Source organism: Lentzea aerocolonigenes (assembly GCF_000955955.1).
Lineage (GTDB): Bacteria > Actinomycetota > Actinomycetes > Mycobacteriales > Pseudonocardiaceae > Lentzea > Lentzea aerocolonigenes_A.
On sequence record NZ_JYJG01000001.1, the window covers coordinates 57053 to 75998 of the forward strand.

Annotated in this window: 19 protein-coding genes and 1 pseudogene; 14 read left to right on the top strand and 6 right to left on the bottom strand. The window is 67.9% G+C overall.

All coding sequences use genetic code 11. From position 1 onward, the window contains the following. Positions 1-126 precede the first annotated feature (126 nt). Positions 127-1017, bottom strand: a complete 891-nt coding sequence (locus UK23_RS00270) for an oxidoreductase (protein ID WP_045309284.1) — start codon at positions 1015-1017, stop codon at positions 127-129. Continuing rightward, on the bottom strand, positions 1014-1322 hold the full coding sequence (locus UK23_RS00275) for a hypothetical protein (protein WP_052684248.1): 309 nt from the start codon (positions 1320-1322) through the stop codon (positions 1014-1016). Before UK23_RS00275 ends, UK23_RS00270 begins: the two co-directional genes overlap by 4 nt. Positions 1323-1411: 89 nt before the next feature. Between UK23_RS00275 and UK23_RS00280 the strand changes: the two genes are divergently transcribed. The 3 genes from UK23_RS00280 (at position 1412) to UK23_RS00290 (ending at position 3536) form a co-directional block, all read left to right on the top strand. Then, a complete protein-coding gene (locus UK23_RS00280) occupies positions 1412-2002 on the top strand; it encodes a TetR/AcrR family transcriptional regulator (RefSeq protein ID WP_045309285.1) in 591 nt (196 codons plus the stop codon). A 66-nt stretch (positions 2003-2068) separates the two neighbouring features. Continuing rightward, entirely contained in the window at positions 2069-2749 is a 681-nt protein-coding gene (locus tag UK23_RS00285) for an SDR family NAD(P)-dependent oxidoreductase (protein WP_045309286.1), read from the top strand. Positions 2750-2930: 181 nt separating this feature from the next. Beyond that, positions 2931-3536, top strand: a complete 606-nt coding sequence (locus UK23_RS00290; protein WP_045309260.1) for a response regulator transcription factor — start codon at positions 2931-2933, stop codon at positions 3534-3536. A gap of 245 nt (positions 3537-3781) precedes the next feature. On the opposite strand, the gene UK23_RS00295 is transcribed toward UK23_RS00290, so the two are convergent. Then, complete coding sequence (locus UK23_RS00295; protein WP_196777548.1) at positions 3782-4774, bottom strand: sensor histidine kinase; 993 nt, start codon at positions 4772-4774, stop codon at positions 3782-3784. Positions 4775-5240: 466 nt separating this feature from the next. Between UK23_RS00295 and UK23_RS00300 the strand changes: the two genes are divergently transcribed. The 3 genes and pseudogenes from UK23_RS00300 to UK23_RS00310 all read left to right on the top strand — a co-directional run bounded on the left by UK23_RS00300 (position 5241) and on the right by UK23_RS00310 (position 8041). Next, a complete protein-coding gene (locus UK23_RS00300; protein ID WP_045309261.1) occupies positions 5241-6056 on the top strand; it encodes an AfsR/SARP family transcriptional regulator in 816 nt (271 codons plus the stop codon). 19 nt (positions 6057-6075) lie between these two features. Next, a pseudogene (locus UK23_RS00305) lies at positions 6076-7788 on the top strand (acetolactate synthase large subunit); the annotation flags it as partial. 1 nt (position 7789) lies between these two features. Continuing rightward, positions 7790-8041 (top strand): ACT domain-containing protein, encoded by a 252-nt coding sequence (locus UK23_RS00310; RefSeq protein ID WP_052684251.1) that lies wholly within the window; start codon positions 7790-7792, stop codon positions 8039-8041. A 54-nt stretch (positions 8042-8095) separates the two neighbouring features. On the opposite strand, the gene UK23_RS00315 is transcribed toward UK23_RS00310, so the two are convergent. Continuing rightward, a complete protein-coding gene (locus UK23_RS00315; RefSeq protein WP_045309263.1) occupies positions 8096-8572 on the bottom strand; it encodes an SRPBCC domain-containing protein in 477 nt (158 codons plus the stop codon). Between the two features lie 121 nt (positions 8573-8693). On the opposite strand from UK23_RS00315, the gene UK23_RS00320 reads away from it, so the two are divergent. The 3 genes from UK23_RS00320 to UK23_RS00330 all read left to right on the top strand — a co-directional run bounded on the left by UK23_RS00320 (position 8694) and on the right by UK23_RS00330 (position 11698). Then, positions 8694-9152 carry a nuclear transport factor 2 family protein gene (locus tag UK23_RS00320; protein ID WP_196777549.1) on the top strand — a complete coding sequence of 153 codons (459 nt, stop codon included), beginning with the start codon at positions 8694-8696 and terminating at the stop codon, positions 9150-9152. Positions 9153-9239: 87 nt separating this feature from the next. Continuing rightward, positions 9240-10262, top strand: coding sequence for an MDR family NADP-dependent oxidoreductase (locus UK23_RS00325; protein WP_045309264.1), 1023 nt, complete (start codon positions 9240-9242; stop codon positions 10260-10262). Between the two features lie 20 nt (positions 10263-10282). Continuing rightward, positions 10283-11698 carry an alpha/beta fold hydrolase gene (locus tag UK23_RS00330; RefSeq protein ID WP_196777550.1) on the top strand — a complete coding sequence of 472 codons (1416 nt, stop codon included), beginning with the start codon at positions 10283-10285 and terminating at the stop codon, positions 11696-11698. A 136-nt stretch (positions 11699-11834) separates the two neighbouring features. Here the strand turns inward: UK23_RS00330 and UK23_RS00335 are convergent, their stop codons facing one another. Next, positions 11835-12290, bottom strand: a complete 456-nt coding sequence (locus tag UK23_RS00335) for a hypothetical protein (RefSeq protein ID WP_045309266.1) — start codon at positions 12288-12290, stop codon at positions 11835-11837. Positions 12291-12517: 227 nt separating this feature from the next. On the opposite strand from UK23_RS00335, the gene UK23_RS00340 reads away from it, so the two are divergent. Further along, entirely contained in the window at positions 12518-13963 is a 1446-nt protein-coding gene (locus tag UK23_RS00340) for an MFS transporter (RefSeq protein ID WP_045309267.1), read from the top strand. A 76-nt stretch (positions 13964-14039) separates the two neighbouring features. Here UK23_RS00340 and UK23_RS00345 read toward each other — a convergent pair whose 3' ends face one another. After that, the gene (locus UK23_RS00345) at positions 14040-15161 is read right to left on the bottom strand and encodes an epoxide hydrolase family protein (RefSeq protein WP_045309268.1); all 1122 of its coding nucleotides are present in this window, start codon (positions 15159-15161) and stop codon (positions 14040-14042) included. Between the two features lie 145 nt (positions 15162-15306). Between UK23_RS00345 and UK23_RS00350 the strand changes: the two genes are divergently transcribed. From UK23_RS00350 to UK23_RS00365, 4 genes are read left to right on the top strand one after another with little or no spacing between them, the layout of a single operon-like run. Then, positions 15307-16548 (top strand): cytochrome P450, encoded by a 1242-nt coding sequence (locus UK23_RS00350; RefSeq protein WP_045309269.1) that lies wholly within the window; start codon positions 15307-15309, stop codon positions 16546-16548. Beyond that, on the top strand, positions 16548-16871 hold the full coding sequence (locus UK23_RS00355) for a 2Fe-2S iron-sulfur cluster-binding protein (RefSeq protein WP_045309270.1): 324 nt from the start codon (positions 16548-16550) through the stop codon (positions 16869-16871). Before UK23_RS00350 ends, UK23_RS00355 begins: the two co-directional genes overlap by 1 nt. Before the next feature lie 26 nt (positions 16872-16897). Beyond that, the gene (locus UK23_RS00360; protein ID WP_045309271.1) at positions 16898-17677 is read left to right on the top strand and encodes an SDR family NAD(P)-dependent oxidoreductase; all 780 of its coding nucleotides are present in this window, start codon (positions 16898-16900) and stop codon (positions 17675-17677) included. Between the two features lies 1 nt (position 17678). After that, on the top strand, positions 17679-18896 hold the full coding sequence (locus tag UK23_RS00365; RefSeq protein WP_045309272.1) for an NAD(P)/FAD-dependent oxidoreductase: 1218 nt from the start codon (positions 17679-17681) through the stop codon (positions 18894-18896). Positions 18897-18946: the final 50 nt, after the last annotated feature.

Sequence of the window (18946 nt, forward strand, 5' to 3'; positions counted from 1 at the left end):
GTTGTTCACGGACGTTGCGTCGAACATGAAGAAACGTGACGAACGAAGATGGCTCCTTGCCCGGAGGTGACGACCGGGCCGGCCGGCGCCTTCCCCACTCCCCCCTCGGTGAGGGCGTCGGCCCAGTCAAGGCAGGTCCGGCGTGATCCCGGTCAGCTTGATCGTGAGCTCCCACAGGCGGTTCGCGGCGAGGTCGTCACGGGCGGCGGCGGTCATCCGTGCGACGGTCGGGTAGCCGCGCATGCCGTTGAAGCTGTCCGGTCCGTAGTACTGGCCACCGCGCGCGTCGGGGGACGTCGCCGCGTAGAGCTGCGGCAGCGCGCCCATCTCGACGGACTGCGAGAACAGGTGGCTGATCCGGCCGCCGAGCCGCAGCAGCAGGGAGTTGTGCGCGCTGGCCATGTTGTTGGTCAGGTCTGTGACCGTGACGCCGGGATGTGCGGCGATGGACGTCACGTCCGATGCGCGCCGGTCCAGCTCGCGTGCGAACAGTATGTTGGCGAGCTTCGACATGCCGTAGGAACTGCGGTAACCGTACGAGCGGTGCTCCCAGTTCGGGTCGTCGAAGTCGATGCGGCCGTACTGGTGCGCGAGAGAGGCGACCGTGACGACACGTGCGCCTGGGCGTTGCCTCAAGGCGGGCAGCAGCAGCCACGTCAGAGCGGCGTGGCCCAGGTGGTTGGTGCCGAACTGGCGCTCGAAGCCGTCGACGGTCTTGCCGTACGGGACGGCCATGATGCCCGCGTTGTTGATCAGCACATCCAGCGACTCGATCTTCTCCGCAGCGGCACGCACGGAGCTCAGGTCGGCCAGGTCCAGTTCGAGGACCTCGGCCGACCCGACGACCGACTGCCGTGCCGCCTGACCTCGCTGGACCGAGCGACAGCCCATGATCACGTGGGCTCCCCTGCCCGCGAGCACCTGGGTGGTGCGCAGGCCGAGACCGGAGTTGGCCCCCGTCACCAGGACGGTGCGGCCGGTCTGGTCGGGGATGTCGGCTTCGGTCCAACGGCTCATGGGGTCATTCCTACCGCCCGGTAACTGTCGAGCGATAGATGTGCGTCCAGTACCGCGCGCAACACCGGCTCGTCCGCGGCCAGTTCTGCGGTGACGAGGTGCTCGTCGACCGGGCCGTCCAGCGCCGCGGCCTCCATGCGCGCGGTCAGCTTGTTCTGCCAGCGGTGGTCGAGCGCCAGCAGCAGTTCGTGCAGCGACGAGAAGACGTCCGGATCCACGATCAGCGGTGCGGACGGGTCGCGGCGGGCGTCGCGCAGGACGGCGTCGAGCGCGTCGCGACGGCGGTAGTGGTCTGCCCAGCCCATGTCTCGTACCCCCGGTTTCTCGCATACCCTCGGTATGACACGACCATACCACCGGTACGTACCGTCGGTATGTGAGATACGTTTCGACCGTGCGAACACGGCGGGCCGAGTACTCGGAGTCGACCAGGCAGGCGCTCGTCGACAGCGCCGTCGACCTGTTCACCAAGCGCGGATACGCCGGGACGTCGCTCGACGAGGTCGTCAAACGCGCCCGCGTGACGAAAGGCGCGCTCTACCACCACTTCAGCGGCAAGCAGGCGTTGTTCGAGGCGGCTTTCGCGCAGGTCGAGACCCGGTCGATCGAGTCGCTGACCGCAGTCGTCACGGGGGAGGGCGACGCGTGGGAGACCGCGGTGGCGGGTCTGCGCGCCTACGTCCGCAAGTGCCTGGAGCCGGAGTACCAGCGGATCATCGTCCACGAAGCGCCGGTGGTGATGGGCTGGGAACGCTGGCGGGAGGCGGAGGAGCAGTTCAGCTTCGGTCTGCTGCGCACGGCCGTGCAGTTGCTCGTGGACGCGGGAGAGATCGAGGAAGCGCCCGTGGAGATCATGGCCCGGCTGCTGTTCGGGGCACTGTCCGCGGGGGCCAGCACGATCGCCAGCTCGTCCGACCCGAAGCGCACCGGGCGTGAGGTCGAGCGCGCGATCCTGCGTGTTCTGGAGGGTTTGCGCAAGAAGTAGTCGAGTTCCCCCCTAGCGACCGGGCGCAACGTCGATCACCACGCGGACAACGAGGTGGTCAGCATCATGATCGAACCGGTCAACACGCGCCTGGGACTCGACGGAAAGATCGCTCTGGTCACGTCGGGAACGCACGGGCTCGGTCTCGCCATCGCGAGCAAGCTCTGCGACAGCGGCGCCCATGTCATCCTCACGACCTCCGACGACGACGTCGACATCGAGCGTGCGAAGACGGTGCTCGCGGGCAGGCCCGGCTCGATGGCCGTGACACAGTTGGACATCCACGACGAGCACTCGGTGCGGCTCCTGTTCGACCAGATCAAGGAGCAGCGCGGGCGGCTGGACATGTTCGTGCACCACGCCGTGTCGCCGGACCTCACGCCGTTGCTCAACATCGTGGAGCCCCTCGCCAAGGCGTTCGTGGACGGCGGACGGGTGGTCATCGCCGGTTACACGGTGACACCGGTGCACGGTGTGATCCGGACGCTGGCGCTCGAGATGGCCTGGTACCGGGTGGCGGTCAACGCCGTCGTCACCACCGTCGTCGACAACGGCCCGATGAACGTCGACCCGGAACTGGTCGACCGGCTCACCGTGAAGAGCCCGTCCGGCAGGGTCACGCTGCCCCAGGACATCGGCGACGCAGTTGCACTTCTCTGCACGGATGAAGCCGGGTGGATCCAGGGACAGGTGATTACGGTCGACGGCGGTCTCGAATTGCTGGAGCGGTGGGGCGAGACCCGGTAGCGCTCCCAGGTCTCCCTATGCGTAGAGGACCGGTGACGCGCCGTAAGCACTTGATTGGCGATGTTAATTGCTCATAGCGCATTCGGAGTAACGTAATGCGCCCGAGGCTCAAATCCTTGTCCTGCTTGGTCGCCCAGTGTAAAACTCGAAATACTGACTGGGGGATTAGCGGGGGGCCGAGATGATCAGAGTACTACTCGCCGAGGACGTGCAAATGGTCCGGGGCGCGTTGGTGGCTTTGTTGGATCTCGAACCGGACATTGAGGTCGTCGCCTCGATCGCGAACGGTGACGAAATCATCGCTGCGGTCGCCAAGAACAAACCGGACGTTGCGGTCCTCGACATCGACCTCCCCGGCATGGACGGACTTTCCGCGGCGACCGTGATCAACGAAACCGCTCCGGAGACCCGCACGCTCATTCTCACCAGCCTCGGCCGGCCGGGCACTCTGCGCCGCGCGCTCAACGCCCGCGTCAACGGCTTCATTCTCAAGGACGCTCCGGTCGGCGAGCTCGCGGACGCGATCCGCGGTGTCTCGGTCGGCCGCAGAGTGATCGACTCGCAGCTGGCGCTCTCGGCGTGGGACACCGACGAATGCCCGCTCACCCCTCGCGAGCTGGAGGTGCTCCGGCTGGCCTCCGACGGCGCCGACGCCATGGAGATCGCCACGACGCTGTTCCTGTCGGTCGGCACCGTCCGCAACTACCTCACCGCCGCGACGGCCAAGCTCGACGCGCGCAACCGGGTCGACGCCGTCCGCATCGCCCGCAAGTCCGGCTGGTTCTAGACCGCCGTTTCCGGGCCGCCGTTTCCGGGCCGCCGTTTCCGGGCCGCCGCCCCGGTCGTCGCGCCGCCCTTCGCCGGCCTTTGCAACAGGTCTTTTGACGACGAAGTCCAAAGAGTCATTGCTAAGCTGCAGGTCAGCGCGGTGGGGCAAGATCGGCTTGGGCTGGATACGTCGACATAGGCGATATATCGCGGCGGCGAACCAATATATTGCGAGCTAATATATTGGTGCTGTGGGGCGTGCGATCAGGAGCGCGGGGACGGTGCCGGGATCGTGGCGTGCACGTGGAACGTGCCGTCGTCCACAAGGCGGGCGCTGAACGTGCCGCCCGCCGCCTGCACCCGCTCGGCCTGGTTGCGGACGCCGTTGCAGTCGGCCGAGGCGGGGCGGGCGCGGGCGCCGTCGTTGATGACGTCGAGCAGGACGGTGCTGCCGCGCTGGCGCACACCGATCGTGCAACTGCTGGCGTCGCTGTGGCGCAATACGTTGGTCACGGCCTCGCACAGGACGGCGGCGAGCACCGACTCCACCGGTTCGGGCAGCGGGTCGTGGTCGAGTTCGACGCGGACGTCGATGTTCGACGCGGCCAGCATCGCCTTCGCCGAGTCGGAGGTGTCGGCGAGGGAGAGCGGACGGTAGGCGCGGGCCAGTGAGCGCACGTCGGCCAGGGCGTGGTGGGTGATGTCCAGGATTTCGCTGAGCTGCTGCTTCGCGGTCTCCGGCTGTTCGCCGACGATCCGGTGCGCGAGCTCGCTCTTGAGCTTGATGGCGCTGAGGCTGTAGCCGAGCAGGTCGTGCAGGTCGCGGGCGACGCGCATGCGTTCGGCGGCGACGGCGGTGTGGATCTTGCTCGCGGCGACCGGAAGGTCGGGCGCGTCGGGTGTGTCGGGCGCGTCCGGAACAGGCCGAGGTGTGCCGAGGTAGGCCAGGAGCAGGCCGGTGGCTGCGGCGGCCACCGCTGCCTCGCCCGGTGACGCTCCGTTGGACAGGCCTGTGACCAGCACTGTCGCCGCGAAGGTCGGCCAGCCAGCCCACGGGGGCAGGACGAGCAGTGCGTTGCCGGCGACCAGGCCGGCCGCCGCGGCCCAGGCGTGACCCAGCACGAGCGGGGCCAGCAGGAGCAGCACCTGAGCGGCCAGGGTGACGTTCCTGGCGGTGGTGCCGAGTTCCCGGAAATATGTCAGCTGCAGTGCGAGCAGCAGTGCCAAATCAATGGCCAGCACCACCAATTCGGCCATGTCACGTGTCTGTAACACGAGGCGGCCGAGGTCGGTCAGGCAGGCCCCGGCGAACACTGCGATGACGACCGCGCGGTATCTGGGTATTGCGTGTGCGGCATTCAACGTTCCCCCAATGGGCGTGCCTCTCCGCGACATCGGCATACCGGCGCGCCCATGGTCGAATGGTAGACAGCCGAAGCATGCTCGCGTCGGCAACTGTATCGGTGCAGAAACCTGACCTGAAGACCCGGGCCGAGCCGATTTCACACAGAAGGACGAGTATTTCCCGGAACTCTTACCCAGCGTGTTCGGCCGATTACCGGACGAATTGGTTTGGGTTCGTTTGGACCTGTGAATATCTCATGCCCGCCGTAGTAGATGGCCATCTCGCACTCGTGGCGGGATACGTGGCGTTCGATAGCCCGGCTCAGGTGAACTTGATGGCACAACCAAGTAGGACCGCCGTCGATCAGGGGAGGATCCAATGGAGATCAAGGTTCTGGGCCCGCTGGAGGTACGGGAGAACGGTGTCTCGATCGCGCCGAGCGCGGTCAAGCCGCGTCAGGTGCTGTCACTGCTGGGGCTGCACGCCGGACACGTCGTGACCGTGCCGACGCTGATCGAGGAACTCTGGGGGATGACACCGCCGAGAAGCGCGCTCACGACGTTGCAGACATACGTGCTGCAGGTGCGCCGCCGCATCGCCACGGCCATGCCCGACGACGGTCCCGGTGTCGCGAAGAAGGTGCTCGTCACCAGGTACGGGGGATACCTGCTGGACGTGCCGCCGGAGAGCGTCGACGTGCGCAGCTTCGAGCGGCTCTCGACCGCGGGGCAGCGGGCGTACGAGGTCAACGACCTCGAGTCCGCCTCGCGCCTGCTCCGCTCGGCCGCCGAGGTGTGGCGCGGGCCGGTGCTGGTCGACGTGCAGATCGGCGTGCGGCTCAGCATGGAGGTCACCCGGTTGCAGGAGTGCCGGCTCGGCGTGCTCGAGACGCGCATCGAGGCGGACCTGCGCCTGGGCAAGCACCAGTCGTTGCTCAGCGAGCTGTCGGTGCTCACCGCGCAGCACCCGATGCACGAGAACCTGTGCGCGCAGTACATGCTCGCGCTCTACCGGGCGGGCCGGCAGTGGAAGTCGCTGGAGGCCTACCAGTCGCTGCGGGACACGCTGATCGAGGAGCTGGGGCTCGAGCCGTCCGAAAGGCTGCGTCAGCTGCAGCGGGCGATCCTGAGCTCCGAGCCGTCCCTCGACGAGCCGTTGTCCCCTCGCCAGCTGGAGCGCCAGCTCGCAGGCTGAACCCCTTCCGGGAGCTCACATCGTGGATACCACAGGCGCAGGTGCGTTGATCAAAGCGCTCGAGGACGTCGGCTGCGAGGTGATCTTCGGGATGCCCGGCGGGGCGATCCTGCCCGCCTACGACCCGTTGCTGGACTCGGTGAAGATCCGGCACGTGCTGGTGCGGCACGAGCAGGGCGCCGGGCACGCCGCGCAGGGGTACGCGTCGGCGACCGGGCGGGTGGGCGTCTGCATGGCGACGTCCGGACCGGGGGCCACCAACCTCGTCACGCCCCTCGCGGACGCCTACATGGACTCGGTGCCGATCGTCGCGGTGACCGGACAGGTCGCCCGTTCGGTGATCGGCACCGACGCCTTCCAGGAGGCGGACATCCGCAGCATCACCCTGCCGATCACCAAGCACAGCTTCCAGGTGACCGATCCCGCGGACATCCCGGCGGCGATCACGGAGGCGTTCGCGATCGCCGCCGAGGGCCGGCCGGGCCCGGTGCTGGTGGACCTGCCCAAGGACGTGCAGTCCGCACCGGTGAGGTACGTGCCGGCGGCTCCGGGGAACCGAACCCCTCATCCCGTCGTGTCACCGGTTCAGGTCCGCAAGGCCGCCCAGCTGGTCGCGACCTCGCGCCGGCCGGTGTTCTACGTCGGCGGCGGGGTGATCCGCTCCGGCGCCGCCCACGCGTTGCTGAAACTGGCCACCCGCACCGGGATCCCGGTCGTCACCACGCTGATGGCCCGCGGCGCGTTCCCCGACTCGCACCCGCAGCACCTGGGGATGCCCGGCATGCACGGCACCGTGCCCGCCGTCGCCGCGTTGCAGCGGGCCGACCTGCTGATCGCACTGGGGACCCGCTTCGACGACCGGGTGACGGGCTCGCTGCCCCACTTCGCGCCGGACGCCGCGGTGGTGCACGCGGACATCGACCCGGCGGAGATCTCCAAGAACCGCCTCGCCGACGTGCCGATCGTCGGCGACTGCCACGACGTGATCACCGCACTCAACGCGGTGGTCACCACGATCCCCGACCTCACCCCGTGGTGGGACTACCTCAACGGGCTGCGGACGACCTACCCGCTCGGCTACGACTGGCCCGCGGACGGCGCGCTCGCCCCGCAGTACGTGATCGAACGGCTGAGCACCCTCGCCGGCCCGGAGGCGATCTACACCTCGGGCGTCGGCCAGCACCAGATGTGGGCCGCGCAGTACGTGAAGTACGAGCGGCCCGGCTCGTTCATCAACTCCGGCGGCCTGGGCACGATGGGGTTCGCGGTGCCGGCCGCGATGGGCGCGCAGGTCGGCGCACCGGACCGCACGGTGTGGGCGATCGACGGTGACGGCTGCTTCCAGATGACCAACCAGGAGCTCGTGACCTGTGCCATCGAGGGCATCCCGATCAAGGTCGCGATCATCAACAACGGCAACCTCGGCATGGTCCGGCAGTGGCAGACCCTGTTCTACGAAGGGCGTTACTCCAACACGCGGCTGCACACGCACAACCGCGTGCCGGACTTCGTGAAACTCGCGGAGGCGCTGGGCTGCGCGGGGTTCCGATGCACCGATCGGTCCGATGTGGACGGTGTGATCACCGAGGCGATGACGGTGCGCGACCGCCCGGTGGTGGTCGACTTCGTGGTCGGGCAGGACGCCCAGGTGTGGCCGATGGTGGCCGCGGGAACCGGGAACGACGAGATCATGGCCGCACGGGGCATTCGTCCCCTCTTCGACGAGGAATGAGATGAACAGACATTCGCTGTCGTTGTCGCTGCGCAACGATCCCGGCGCGCTCGCCAGGGTCGTCGTGCTGTTCGCCAGCCGGGGCGTCGTCGTCGAGTCGCTGAGTCTCGACCCGACCGAACGCGCCGGGGTGTCCCGGCTCGACGTCGTGCTCGCGCTCCCACCGGACCGCCCTGTCACGCAGCTGGTGAAGCAGCTGGGCCGGCTGTACGACGTGGAGCTGGCGATCGAGGTCAGGTCCCAAGCTGCCTGACCGCAACGCATCAGGGCCGCCCCCTCGCTGAAGGGGCGGCCCTGAAAGCGTTTCTCAGGCAGCGTGTTCGCGCACCACGTCCGCGAACTGCTCCAGCGTCTCGCCAGGGCTGGGGCCGTCCAGAGCGGAGTGGATCTGCCCGGCGATCTCACCGTGCCGGTGCAGCTGCGCGTGTGTCAGCCGAACCTCGGTGGTGTTCTCGTCGACGGCCACGAAGTCGACCTCGATGAAGCTCGCCTTCACGTCGTCGAAGATCGGCCGCCAGCCAGGGCCGACGCGCCACGTCATCACCAGGCGCTTCGGCGGGTTCCACTCGGTGATCGTGCCCCAGGCGATCTCCTCGCCGTCCGCGCCCGTCTCGTAGTAACGGCCGCCGACCCGAGGCTCGATGGTGATCGACTGCCGGTCCTTCACGAACACGTGCGTCGGCGGCCACCACTCGAGCGGCTTCTCCGCGAAGATCGCGAACGCCTGCTCGATCGAGGCGTGCACCGTGACCGACTTGCTGACGTCGGGAACTTCCTCGGACATGAGACCTCCTTGTGCGCGTGCACGACCGGTGCCGTCGAGCGTGCCGACGCGGCCTCAACGTGAGGTCGAACCGGGGTGGAAGCGGGGATCGAGGTGTTTTCGAGAACGAACGTGCATCGTCATGTCGTTGCCCGCCAACGGAATGGGAGTCATCGCCGTGTCCGTCTACATCGAGGTCCTGACGTTCTACGCCCGGCAGATGCGGCTGCTCGACGCACTGGACGTCGAGGGCTACGCGAACACGTTCACCGAGGACGGCGTGACCGACCACGCGCACCGCGGCGAGAAGATCGAGGGGCGTGCGGCGATGATCGCCGGCGCCAAGCACGCGCTGCCGCGCTACGCGGGTGTCGCCGTGCGGCACTGGAACGACCACTACCTGGTCGACGAGGTCGACGAGAACACCCTCAACGTCACGTACTGCTCGCTCGTCACCCGCACGGACGCCGAGGGCGCGGTGACGTTCGAGCCGACGTTCTTCATCGAGGACGTGCTCGTCCGAGTGGACGGCGAGCTGCTCACCCGGTCGCGCACGATCCACCGCGACGGCCAGGCGAAGCAGGTCGCTCAAGCCTCCTGACCTCCGGCGACGAGCGGCTTGAGGGCGGCTCTAGCGCGGTGTCCGAGGCTGGGGCCAAACCGATTCCGAACAACGGAGGTCCTCCGCATGGCTACCGAGGCGATTCCCGCCAAGGCCCGGGAGGTGCGACTCGCCGCCCACGTGACGGATGTCGTTACCAAAGCCAATTTCGACGTCGTCAAGGCCCCCGTGCGGGAACCGGGTGACGGCGAGGTCGTGGTGCGCTACGACTACCTGCAGGTCACCGCGGTGATGCAGGACCTGATGAGGGAAGACGCGGACCTGCCGATGCCGACGTACAAGGTCGGCGAGCCCCTGTGGGGCTTCGCGGTCGGCAAGGTCGTCAAGTCCAACAGCCCAGACCTGAAGGTCGGCGACGACGTCGAGGGCATGAACGGCTGGAACGAGTACGCCGTTGGTCCCGCGCAGTCGTTCTGGAAGCTCGACCCGACGATGTTCCCGACGCCGCAGCACTACCTGACCCAGGGCCCCACCGCGTACCACGGCATCGTGGACATCGCGCAGGTGAAGGAAGGCGACACGGTGTTCGTCTCCGGTGCCGCCGGTGGCGTCGGCTCGCTCGCCGGGCAGATCGCCAAGTGCATGGGCGCCAAGACCGTCATCGGTTCCGCCGGCAGCCAGAAGAAGATCGACTACCTGGTGAACGAGCTCGGCTTCGACGCCGCCTTCAACTACAAGAAGGGCCCGATCGTCGACCAGCTGCGCAAGCTGGCACCTGAGGGCATCGACGTCTTCTTCGACGTCGTCGGCGGCGAGACGTTCGAGGCGGCCATCCAGGCGGCGGCGCAGGACGCGCGGTTCGCGTTGTGCGGCGCGCTGTCCGGGCAGGTGGGCAACGGCGACGGCGCGTTCCCGCGGCTCGACATCATGCACTCGATCGTGCGGCAGATCCAGATCCGCCCGTTCGCGACGTACCACACGCCGGACCAGATCTGGGCGTGGCAGTCGCACTTCAGCCAGTGGCTGAAGGAGGGGAAGTTCGTCTTCCCGCACACCGTCGTCGAAGGCGGGCTCGGCAAGGCGCCGCAGGCACTGATCGATCTGTTGCGCGGCAAGCACTCCGGCAACCTTCTTGTGAAGCTCACCTGACCGAATCAGGGGGAAACATCGTGGAGACGTCGTTACCGGTGTGGTCGGCCGCTGATGCGGACGGTGTGCAGCACGCCGTCCTGTCGGTGCCACTCGACCACGCCGATCCGGACGGTGCGCGGATCAGGTTGAAGCTCAGCCGAATCCCGGCTGCCGACCCAGCTCGGCGCCGCGGAGTGCTGATCGCGCTCAACGGCGGGCCGGGCGGGGACGACGGGTTCGGCGCGCGGATGCCGGTCGAGCTGAGGCGCGGCACCCCGTTGAACGAGGTGTACGACCTCGTCGGCTTCGACCCGCGCGGAACGGGGGACTCCACGTTCCTCGGCGCTGAGGCCAGTCCGGTGACCGCGAACTTCGACTCGCGGCCGCCGGACGAGCAGTTTCCGTTGCTGGCAGCGGACATGAAGGAACGCGAAGAGGGCTGTTCACGTGCCGGCGGCAACCTCCGCCGGCACGTGAACACCCGCAACCTCGCCCGCGACATCGACTTCATCCGCGAGTCGCTGGGCGAGGAGAAGATCAACTACATCGGGTACGCGTACGGGACCATGGTCGGCGCGGTGTTCGGCACGCTGTTCCCGGAGCACCTGGACCGCAGTGTGCTGGACTCGTGCAAGCATCCCGACTGGGACTGGCGCACGCAGTTCAAGTCGCAGGGGCCGGCGATCCGCAGCAGCGTCGACGCCTGGGCGGCGTGGACCGGTGCGCGGAGCAACACCTACGGCCTCGGGGTCGGTGCCGAAGCCGTGGTCGCCTCGGTCGAGGACATCGCCGCGAAGCTCGCCGCGTTCACGCCCAACGCGCTGCTGCGCACGTTGCTCGACCAGCGCATCGGTGTGCTGGCACCGCATCGGGCCCAGTGGGACGACCTCGCCCGGCTCGTGGTGGACCTCGGCAAGGCCACGTCGAACGACGACCAGGCCGCGGCCGAGGCACTGCTCGCCGGGCAGAGCGTGTGGCGTCCCGGGTCCACCATGGGCGGTCTGCGGGAAGCGGTGCTGGAGGCCGTGACGCTGGAGACCGAGTGGCCGACGGATCTCGAGCTCTACTACGCGGACATGCGCGAGTATCGCGACAAGTACCCCTACGGCTTCGGCGTGATGCGCGCACAGCCGTGGGTCGGCACTTTCGCGACGTGGAAGCACGCGGAGCCGGTGGTTCCAGTGGCCCGATCCGGTTATCCGGCAGGGCTTGTCGTGCAGAACGACCACGACTCGTGGAGCTGCTACGAGGGCGGCGCCCTCATGGCGAAGCGGCTGGGGCACCGGATGATCACGGTCGCCGACTCCGGCGGCCACGAGACGTATGCCTTCGACGACAACGAGGTCGTCGACGAGCTCGTGAACCGGTACTTGGTGGAGGGCGTGCTGCCGGAGGAGGACGTGACGTGCGCGGGTGACCCGCGTCCTGACGTTCCCGCCGATCCGGTGCGCTGAAAGCCTTTCCCACGCCTGAGGGCGGACCGTCAGCTGACGGTCCGCCCTCAGTTGCTTTGTGAATCCGGTGGAGCTGAAAGAGGTTCCCGTCCCGCGAGTGTTGCCCCGCCGCCGCGGAACGGGAACCCCTGACGTCCTACACGCGGGTCGCGGTGATCGTCGCGTTGGCGTTGGTGATGAAGTTGCCGTTGACGTCGTAGATCTTGGACACGCCCGAGCTGTTCAGGGTGTTGCCGACGATCTTTCCGGACTGGCTCACGTCGACGAACCCCGTCGGGTTGCCGTCGTTGTCGGAGAGGTGTTCCCGGACGGTGAACGTGAACGTGGCGGCACCGGTGGACTTCCACGTGCCGGTGCCCTGGCCGGTTCCGTGGCCGTCGCCGCCGGAGTGCAGGCACAGGGAGCCGGACGAGGTGAAACCGAGCTGGATCGAGCCGCTGCCGCCCTGGTGCTGTACGGTTCCGCTCCAGGCACCGACGACCGGGTGGACCTTGATCTGCATCTGGGTGTCAGTCACCGGGTCTGCTCCGACCGCTGTGGTGCTCGCCATGGCGACGCCACCGAGCGCGAGCGCGGTCGACGCGGCGAACACGGCTAACTTCCTGGCATTACGGGGCATTGGAATCAGTCCTTTTCAGATCGATGCGGTCGCAAGGCAGCTTTGACCACCGACCTTCAGAACCGGTGGAGAACGGCTGTTCGGGCTCGATCGCCCGCCACCTCAGGCTCAAGTGCGGGTCGACCACCTGGTGGGACGCTGCCTGTCCAGGGCCGGCGCGCACCCCCACGCGCGGCGCAGAACTGAAGGAGCCAAACCCAATGTCGAATGCCAACCCCGGGAGAACAGGCCTCGTCCTGCTCGCCTGCTGCGTGGGTCAGCTTCTGGTGGTGCTCGACGGCACCATCATGAACGTGGCCCTGCCGTCCATCGAGTCCGCGCTGAAGTTCGACGCGAACAGCCTGCAGTGGGTCATCAACGCGTACCTGATCCCGACCGCCGGCCTGCTGCTCCTCGCGGGGCGCATGGCGGACCTGTTCTCCCGCCGCGGGTTCTTCCTCGCCGGCATCGCGCTGTTCACCGTCGCGAGCCTCGCCGGAGGTTTCGCCCAGGACGCGACACAGCTCATCATCGCCCGCGCGTTCCAAGGTGTTGGTGTGGCGTTGATGTCTCCCGCGACACTGACGGTGCTGGGCACCACGTTCACCGAACCCGGCCAGCGTGCCAAGGCTTTCGGCTTGTGGGGTGCCGCCGGTGGTAGTGGTGGTGCGATCGGCGTGCTGGCCGGAGGTGTCGTCACCGACTGGTTGTCGTGGCGCTGGGTGCTGCTGATCAACGTGCCGGTCGGCATCGCGCTGTTCATCGTCGCTGCCATCTCCATCACGCCTCTGGCCAAGCACCAGGGACCGCGCAAGCTGGACATCCTCGGTGCCGTGTCGGTGACGGTCGGCATCGCCGCGCTGGTGTTCGGCATCGCGCAGGGTGAGCGCGAGGGCTGGGGCTCCCCGGTCAGCCTCATCTCGTTCGCGATCGCCGTGGTGGGCATCGGTGTGTTCCTCTTCGACCAGGCGAAGGTCGCGAGTGCGCCGCTCGTCCCGTTGAACGTGTTCCGCAACCGGACGATCGTCGCCGCGAACGTCTCGATGTTCTGCGTCGGTGCGGCGATGGCGTCCACGTTCTACTTCCTGACGCTGCTGATGCAGTTCGTGCTCGGGTACAGCCCGCTCACGACCGGCCTGTCGTACCTGCCGCTGTCGGTCGCGATCTTCCTCGGCGCCGGCATGGTCGCGCCGCAGACGAGCAAGCTGGGCGGCCGGTTCACGTTGATCAGCGGTCTCGTCACCGGAGTGGTCGGCCTCGGCTGGCTGGCCCTCGTCGTGGACAACAAGGCGACGTTCGTCGCCGACCTGCTCGGCCCGAGCCTGCTGTTCGGTGTCGGCGTCGGCATGGTGCTCGGCACCGTGGCGAACCTCGCCACCGCGGCGCTGCCGTCGCACCAGCAGGGCCTCGCGTCCGGGCTGCTCACGACCGGCCAGGCACTCGGTGGCGCGGCGGGTCTCGCCGTGCTCGTGGCGGTCGCCAACGCCACCGGTGGCGAGTCGCGCGTCCCCGAGGAGATGGCGTCGGGATACGCGAACTCGTTCCTGGGCACCGCCATCCTGCTCGTCGTCGCGGCACTCGCCGCGGTCGCGATCCCGAAGGTCGCGCGGTCCGCGTCGAACGAGTCGGATGAGTCGGCGCCGGCACCTGTCGTCGCGCACATCTGAGGCACGGCAACGAAAAAAGGGGAGCTTCCGGTGTGGAAGCTCCCCTTTTCGCAGTGGATCGATCTGGGTGGGTTTCTCAGTCGAGCACGCGCAGAAACGCACGCAGCTCGGCGGCGAGCTCCGCTGGACGTTCCAGGGCCGGGAAGTGACCGCCCTCGGACAGGTCCTGCCAGTACCGCAGATCGGTGAAACGGGTGCGGGCCCACGCACGCGGCAGCCACGCGTCGTTCGGCCACACCGACGCGCCCATGGGCACGTTCGTCGGCGGCATCGGCTCGGAGTCGAAGCTCTCCCAGAACAACCGCGCCGCAGAGGTGCCGGTACCGGTGAGCCAGTACGTCGACACGATGTCGAGCAGCTTGTCCTTCGGCACGGCCTGCTCGAGGTCGTTGTCGTGCCCTGCCCACGCCCAGAAGCGGTCGACGATCCACGCCAGCAACGCGGCGGGGGAGTCGTTCAGGCCGTAGCCGAGCGTCTGCGGGCGGGTGGCCTGGATCGCGGCGTACCCGTTGCGGTTCTTGCCGAAGCTCTGCATGCGCGCCATGGCCCGCTGGTCGCGTTCGTCGAGCTCCACCTGCTCCTGCGGCGGTCGCGCGAGCGGCATCGTGAGGTGGATGCCCGCGACGTGCTCGGGATCGGCGTTGGCCACGGCCGGCGACACCCACGAACCCCAGTCGCCGCCGTGCGCGACATAGCGTTCGTAGCCCAGCCGCGACATCAGCTCGGCCCACGCCGAGGCGATGTGCGGCACGGTCCAGCCGGTTTCCGCCGGCTTGTCGCTGAAACCGTGTCCTGGCAACGAAGGACAGACGACGTCGAACGCGTCGGCCGGGTCCTCCGGGTTCGTCAGCAGGTCGATGATGTCGAGGTACTCCACCACGGAACTGGGCCAGCCGTGGGTCATCAGCAACGGCATCGCGCCGGGATGCGGTGAACGCACGTGCAGGAAGTGGATGCCGACACCGTCGATCTCGGTGCGGAACTGCGGTACGGCGTTCAGCTTCCGTTCCGCCGCCCGCCAGTCGTACCGGTTCGCCCAGTGGTCGCACAGTTCCTTCAGGTACGCCAGCGGCGTGCCCTGGGACCAGTCGCCGACGGTTTCCGCGTCGGGCCAACGAGTTCTTGCCAATCGGTCGGTCAGGTCGTCCAGCGCGGACTGCGGGACTTCCACGGTGTAGGGCTCGATCTTCTGACTCACCTGCTCACCTCCGGGGGCACGGCGGACGGGTCGCGCCCGACGCTAGAAGGAGCGGCTCGACTCGTCCTGGAGCCCACAATGGACATTTGAGCGGGTCTCCAGGCGTCGCTGCCACGCTGGCCGCAGTCGACCAGGAGGACTCGTCATGACCACAAGTGCCGTCGAACCGGGCAGCACGGAAGCCGAGGAGACGTTTCCCTACCAACGGCAGTGTCCGTTCACGCCTCCGAAGCAGTACGAACAGATGATCTCCGATGATCTCACCGAGGTGACGCTGACCGGATCGGGCCTGCGGATCTGGACGATCACCGGTTACGAGACCATCCGCCAGATCCTCACCGATCCGCGGATCAGTGCTTCTCGCAAGCACGACAACTTCCCGTTCTACTTCATCGCTCCGCCCGAGTTCCGCACCGAGACCTCGTTCATCGGCTACGACAACCCGGAGCACACGAAGACCCGCCGCAAGGCCGCGGTCACGTTCACCTCGCGTCAGGTGAAGCGTCTCCGGCCGCGCATCGAGGAGATCGTCGACCAGTACATCGACAAGATCCTCACGATGACGCCGCCGATCGACTTCCACCGCGAGTTCTCGCTCGCCGTGCCGATGACGGTCATCTGCGAACTGCTCGGCATCCCGCAGGACGAGCACGACTTCTTCATCAACCACGGCACGTGCCTGCTCGGCGGCCACTCGACGCCCGAGCAGCGGCAGGCCGCGATCGTCGAGGTGAACGCCTACGTCGACAAGCTGATCACGTTGAAGGAGCAGGAACCCGGCGAGGACCTCCTGTCGCGGGCGATGGCGGAGTACGCCGCGTCCGGCGAGGAGTACACCCGCCGCGACCTGTTCAACATGATCCGGTTGCTGATGAACGGCGGCCACGAGACGACCGCCAGCATGCTGTCGCTCGGCACTGCGTGCCTGCTCGAGAACCCGGACCAGCTGCAGCTGCTGCTGGACGACCCGGAGGGCATGATCGAGCCGACCGTCGAGGAGCTCGTCCGCATCGCGACCATCGGCGACACCGCGATTCCGCGCGTTGCCCTGGAGGACATCGAGATCGCGGGCAAGACGATCAAGAAGGGCGACGGCATCCTGTGCCTGGGCCTCGCGGCGAACCGCGACCCCGAGGTGTTCCCGGAGCCCGACAAGGTCATCCTCGCCCGCGGCACGCGCAAGCACCTCGGGTTCGGCCACGGCCTGCACCACTGCATCGGTGCCGACCTCGCCCGGCTGGAGATGCAGCTGGTGTGGTCCAGGCTCTTCCAGCGCATCCCGTCGTTGCGCCTCGCGAAGCCGTTCCTGGAGATTCCGCGCAAGGAAGGCGCCGTGATCTACGGCCTGTGGGAGCTCCCCGTCACCTGGGACCTGGAGGCCGACTGATGGCGAAGATCACCTACGTCAACGCGGACGGCGACTCGACGATCATCGACGTGGCCAACGGCGACTCGGTGATGCGCGGCGCGGTTCTCAACGGTGTCAAGGGAATCGTCGCCCAGTGCGGCGGCGGGGCGTCCTGCGGCACGTGCCACGTGTACGTCGACCCGGAGAACACCAAGCCGCTCGCCGACATGCACCGGGTCGAGGACGAACTGCTGTACTTCACGGCCTGCGAGCGCAAGGAGAACAGCCGGCTGAGCTGCCAGCTGCCCGTGTCCGAGGAGCTCGACGGGCTTGTCGTGCACCTCCCCGAGAAACAGCTCTGAGAAGCAACTCTGAGGAGAGCAGACGCATGAGCAAGCGACGGGTCGCCCTGGTCACGGGCGCCACGAGCGGCATCGGCCTCGAGGTCGCCCGCAGCCTCGGCAAGGAAGGACACGCGGTGTTCGTCGTGGCCCGCACCGCCGAGAACGTGAACACCACGGTGAAGCAGCTGCGCGAAGAGGGCTACGAGGCCGACGGTGCCGCCACCGACGTGACGTCCACTGAGGACATTCGTGCCGCCGTGCAGAAGGCGGTCGACGTCTTCGGTCCCGTCGAGATCCTCGTGAACAACGCGGGTCGCGGTGGCGGCGGCATCACGGCCGAGCTCGACGAGGACCTCTGGCTGGATGTCATCGACACCAACCTCAACGGTGTTTTCCGCTTCACCAAAGAGGTTCTGAGCACCGGCCAGATGGTGCAGCAGTCCTGGGGCCGGATCATCAACATCGCCTCCACCGGTGGCAAGCAGGGCGTCGTGTTCGCCGCGCCCTACTCGGCGTCCAAGCACGGCGTCGTCGGCTTCACCAAGGCCGTCGGGATCGAGCTCGCGAAGTCCGGCATCACCGTCAACGCGGTGTGCCCTGGTTACGTCGAGACGCCCATGGCCGGCCGCGTCCGCCAGGGCTACGCGAACCACTGGGGCGTCACTGAGGAAGAGGTCCTGGAGAAGTTCAACGCCAAGATCCCGCTGGGTCGGTACAGCACGCCGGAAGAGGTCGCCGGGCTCGTGACGTACCTGACCACGGACACCGCGTCCTCGATCACCGCGCAGGCGCTCAACGTCTGCGGCGGGCTGGGCAACTACTGACATGCGTGGCGAGTCGGTAGTCGTCGTCGGGGCCGGGCAGGCGGGCTGCCAGGTCGCGGTGTCCTTGCGCGAGCAGGGACACCGCGGCCCCCTCACCCTCATCGGTGACGAGCAGGCCGCGCCGTACCAGCGGCCACCGCTCACGAAGGCCTACCTGGCGGGGGAGACCGACCTCGCCGGGCTGGTGCTGCGGCAGGACTCCTATTACACGGACCACGGAATCGGGCTGGTGACCGGCGAACGGGTCATCGGAGTCGACCGCTCGGCACGGGTCGTGGTGCTGGGCTGTGCGCGCACGATCAGCTACGACCACCTGGTGTTCGCGACCGGCGCGCGGCCTCGGCCGTTGCCGATCCCCGGCGCCGAGCACGTGCTGAACCTGCGCACGGTCGCCGACGCGGACGCCATCAAGCAGAAGCTGGACGGTCGCACCGGTCTCGACGTCGTCGTCATCGGAGGCGGGTTCATCGGGCTCGAGTTCGCCGCCGTGGTGCGGAAACTGCGTCACGAGGTGACCGTCGTCGAGACCCAGCAGCGGGTCATGCAGCGCGCGGTGTCCGAGGCGACGGCGCAGCACCTCACCACCCGCCACCGCAGCGAGGGCGTGACGGTGCTGACCGGCACCGCCGTGGCCGCGGTCGGGGAGGGGTTCGTCGAGCTGACCGACGGCACCGTGCTGGTCGCGGACCTGGTGGTCGCGGGAACCGGGGTGATCCCGAACGTGGAGATCGCGCAACGGTCCGGGCTCGCGTGCGACGACGGGATCGTGGTCGACGCGCACCTGCGCACGGTCGACCAGCGGGTGCACGCGGTCGGCGACTGCGCCCGGTTCGCGAGCCCGCTGACCGGTGGCCTCGCTCGCCTGGAATCCGTGCAGAACGCCACGGACCAGGCCACCAGCGTGGCTTCGGCCATCCTGGGCGCGGCCGAGCCGTACACCGCGCTGCCGTGGTTCTGGAGCGACCAGTACGACGTGAAGCTGCAGATCGCCGGGCTGACGGACGGCTACGACCGCACGGTCGTGGTCGGCGACCCGGCGGAGGGCAGGTTCTCGGTGTTCTGCTTCTCGGGCGACCGGCTGCTCGGGGTCGAGGCCTACAACCGGCCGATCGACTTCCTGATGGCCCGCCGGATCCTCGAGGCGGGCACCTCGCTCACCCCGGAAACCGTCGCCCGCCCAGGCTTCGACCTCCGCACGAGCCAGCAACAGGCAGCGTGATCATGTCCCGCTCGGAGCTTGATGAAGGGAACCTTCATAAACCTCAGGTG

Excerpts from the sequence above, each read along its gene's own strand:
- UK23_RS00270 (WP_045309284.1), bottom strand. The coding sequence starts at position 1,017 with ATGAGCCGTTGGACCGAAGCCGACATCCCCGACCAGACCGGCCGCACC.
- UK23_RS00275 (WP_052684248.1), bottom strand. The coding sequence starts at position 1,322 with ATGGGCTGGGCAGACCACTACCGCCGTCGCGACGCGCTCGACGCCGTC.
- UK23_RS00285 (WP_045309286.1), top strand. The coding sequence starts at position 2,069 with ATGATCGAACCGGTCAACACGCGCCTGGGACTCGACGGAAAGATCGCT.
- UK23_RS00290 (WP_045309260.1), top strand. The coding sequence starts at position 2,931 with ATGATCAGAGTACTACTCGCCGAGGACGTGCAAATGGTCCGGGGCGCG.
- UK23_RS00295 (WP_196777548.1), bottom strand. The coding sequence starts at position 4,774 with ATGGCCGAATTGGTGGTGCTGGCCATTGATTTGGCACTGCTGCTCGCA.
- UK23_RS00300 (WP_045309261.1), top strand. The coding sequence starts at position 5,241 with ATGGAGATCAAGGTTCTGGGCCCGCTGGAGGTACGGGAGAACGGTGTC.
- UK23_RS00310 (WP_052684251.1), top strand. The coding sequence starts at position 7,790 with ATGAACAGACATTCGCTGTCGTTGTCGCTGCGCAACGATCCCGGCGCG.
- UK23_RS00315 (WP_045309263.1), bottom strand. The coding sequence starts at position 8,572 with ATGTCCGAGGAAGTTCCCGACGTCAGCAAGTCGGTCACGGTGCACGCC.
- UK23_RS00320 (WP_196777549.1), top strand. The coding sequence starts at position 8,694 with ATGTCGTTGCCCGCCAACGGAATGGGAGTCATCGCCGTGTCCGTCTAC.
- UK23_RS00325 (WP_045309264.1), top strand. The coding sequence starts at position 9,240 with ATGGCTACCGAGGCGATTCCCGCCAAGGCCCGGGAGGTGCGACTCGCC.
- UK23_RS00340 (WP_045309267.1), top strand. The coding sequence starts at position 12,518 with ATGTCGAATGCCAACCCCGGGAGAACAGGCCTCGTCCTGCTCGCCTGC.
- UK23_RS00350 (WP_045309269.1), top strand. The coding sequence starts at position 15,307 with ATGACCACAAGTGCCGTCGAACCGGGCAGCACGGAAGCCGAGGAGACG.
- UK23_RS00355 (WP_045309270.1), top strand. The coding sequence starts at position 16,548 with ATGGCGAAGATCACCTACGTCAACGCGGACGGCGACTCGACGATCATC.
- UK23_RS00360 (WP_045309271.1), top strand. The coding sequence starts at position 16,898 with ATGAGCAAGCGACGGGTCGCCCTGGTCACGGGCGCCACGAGCGGCATC.
- UK23_RS00365 (WP_045309272.1), top strand. The coding sequence starts at position 17,679 with ATGCGTGGCGAGTCGGTAGTCGTCGTCGGGGCCGGGCAGGCGGGCTGC.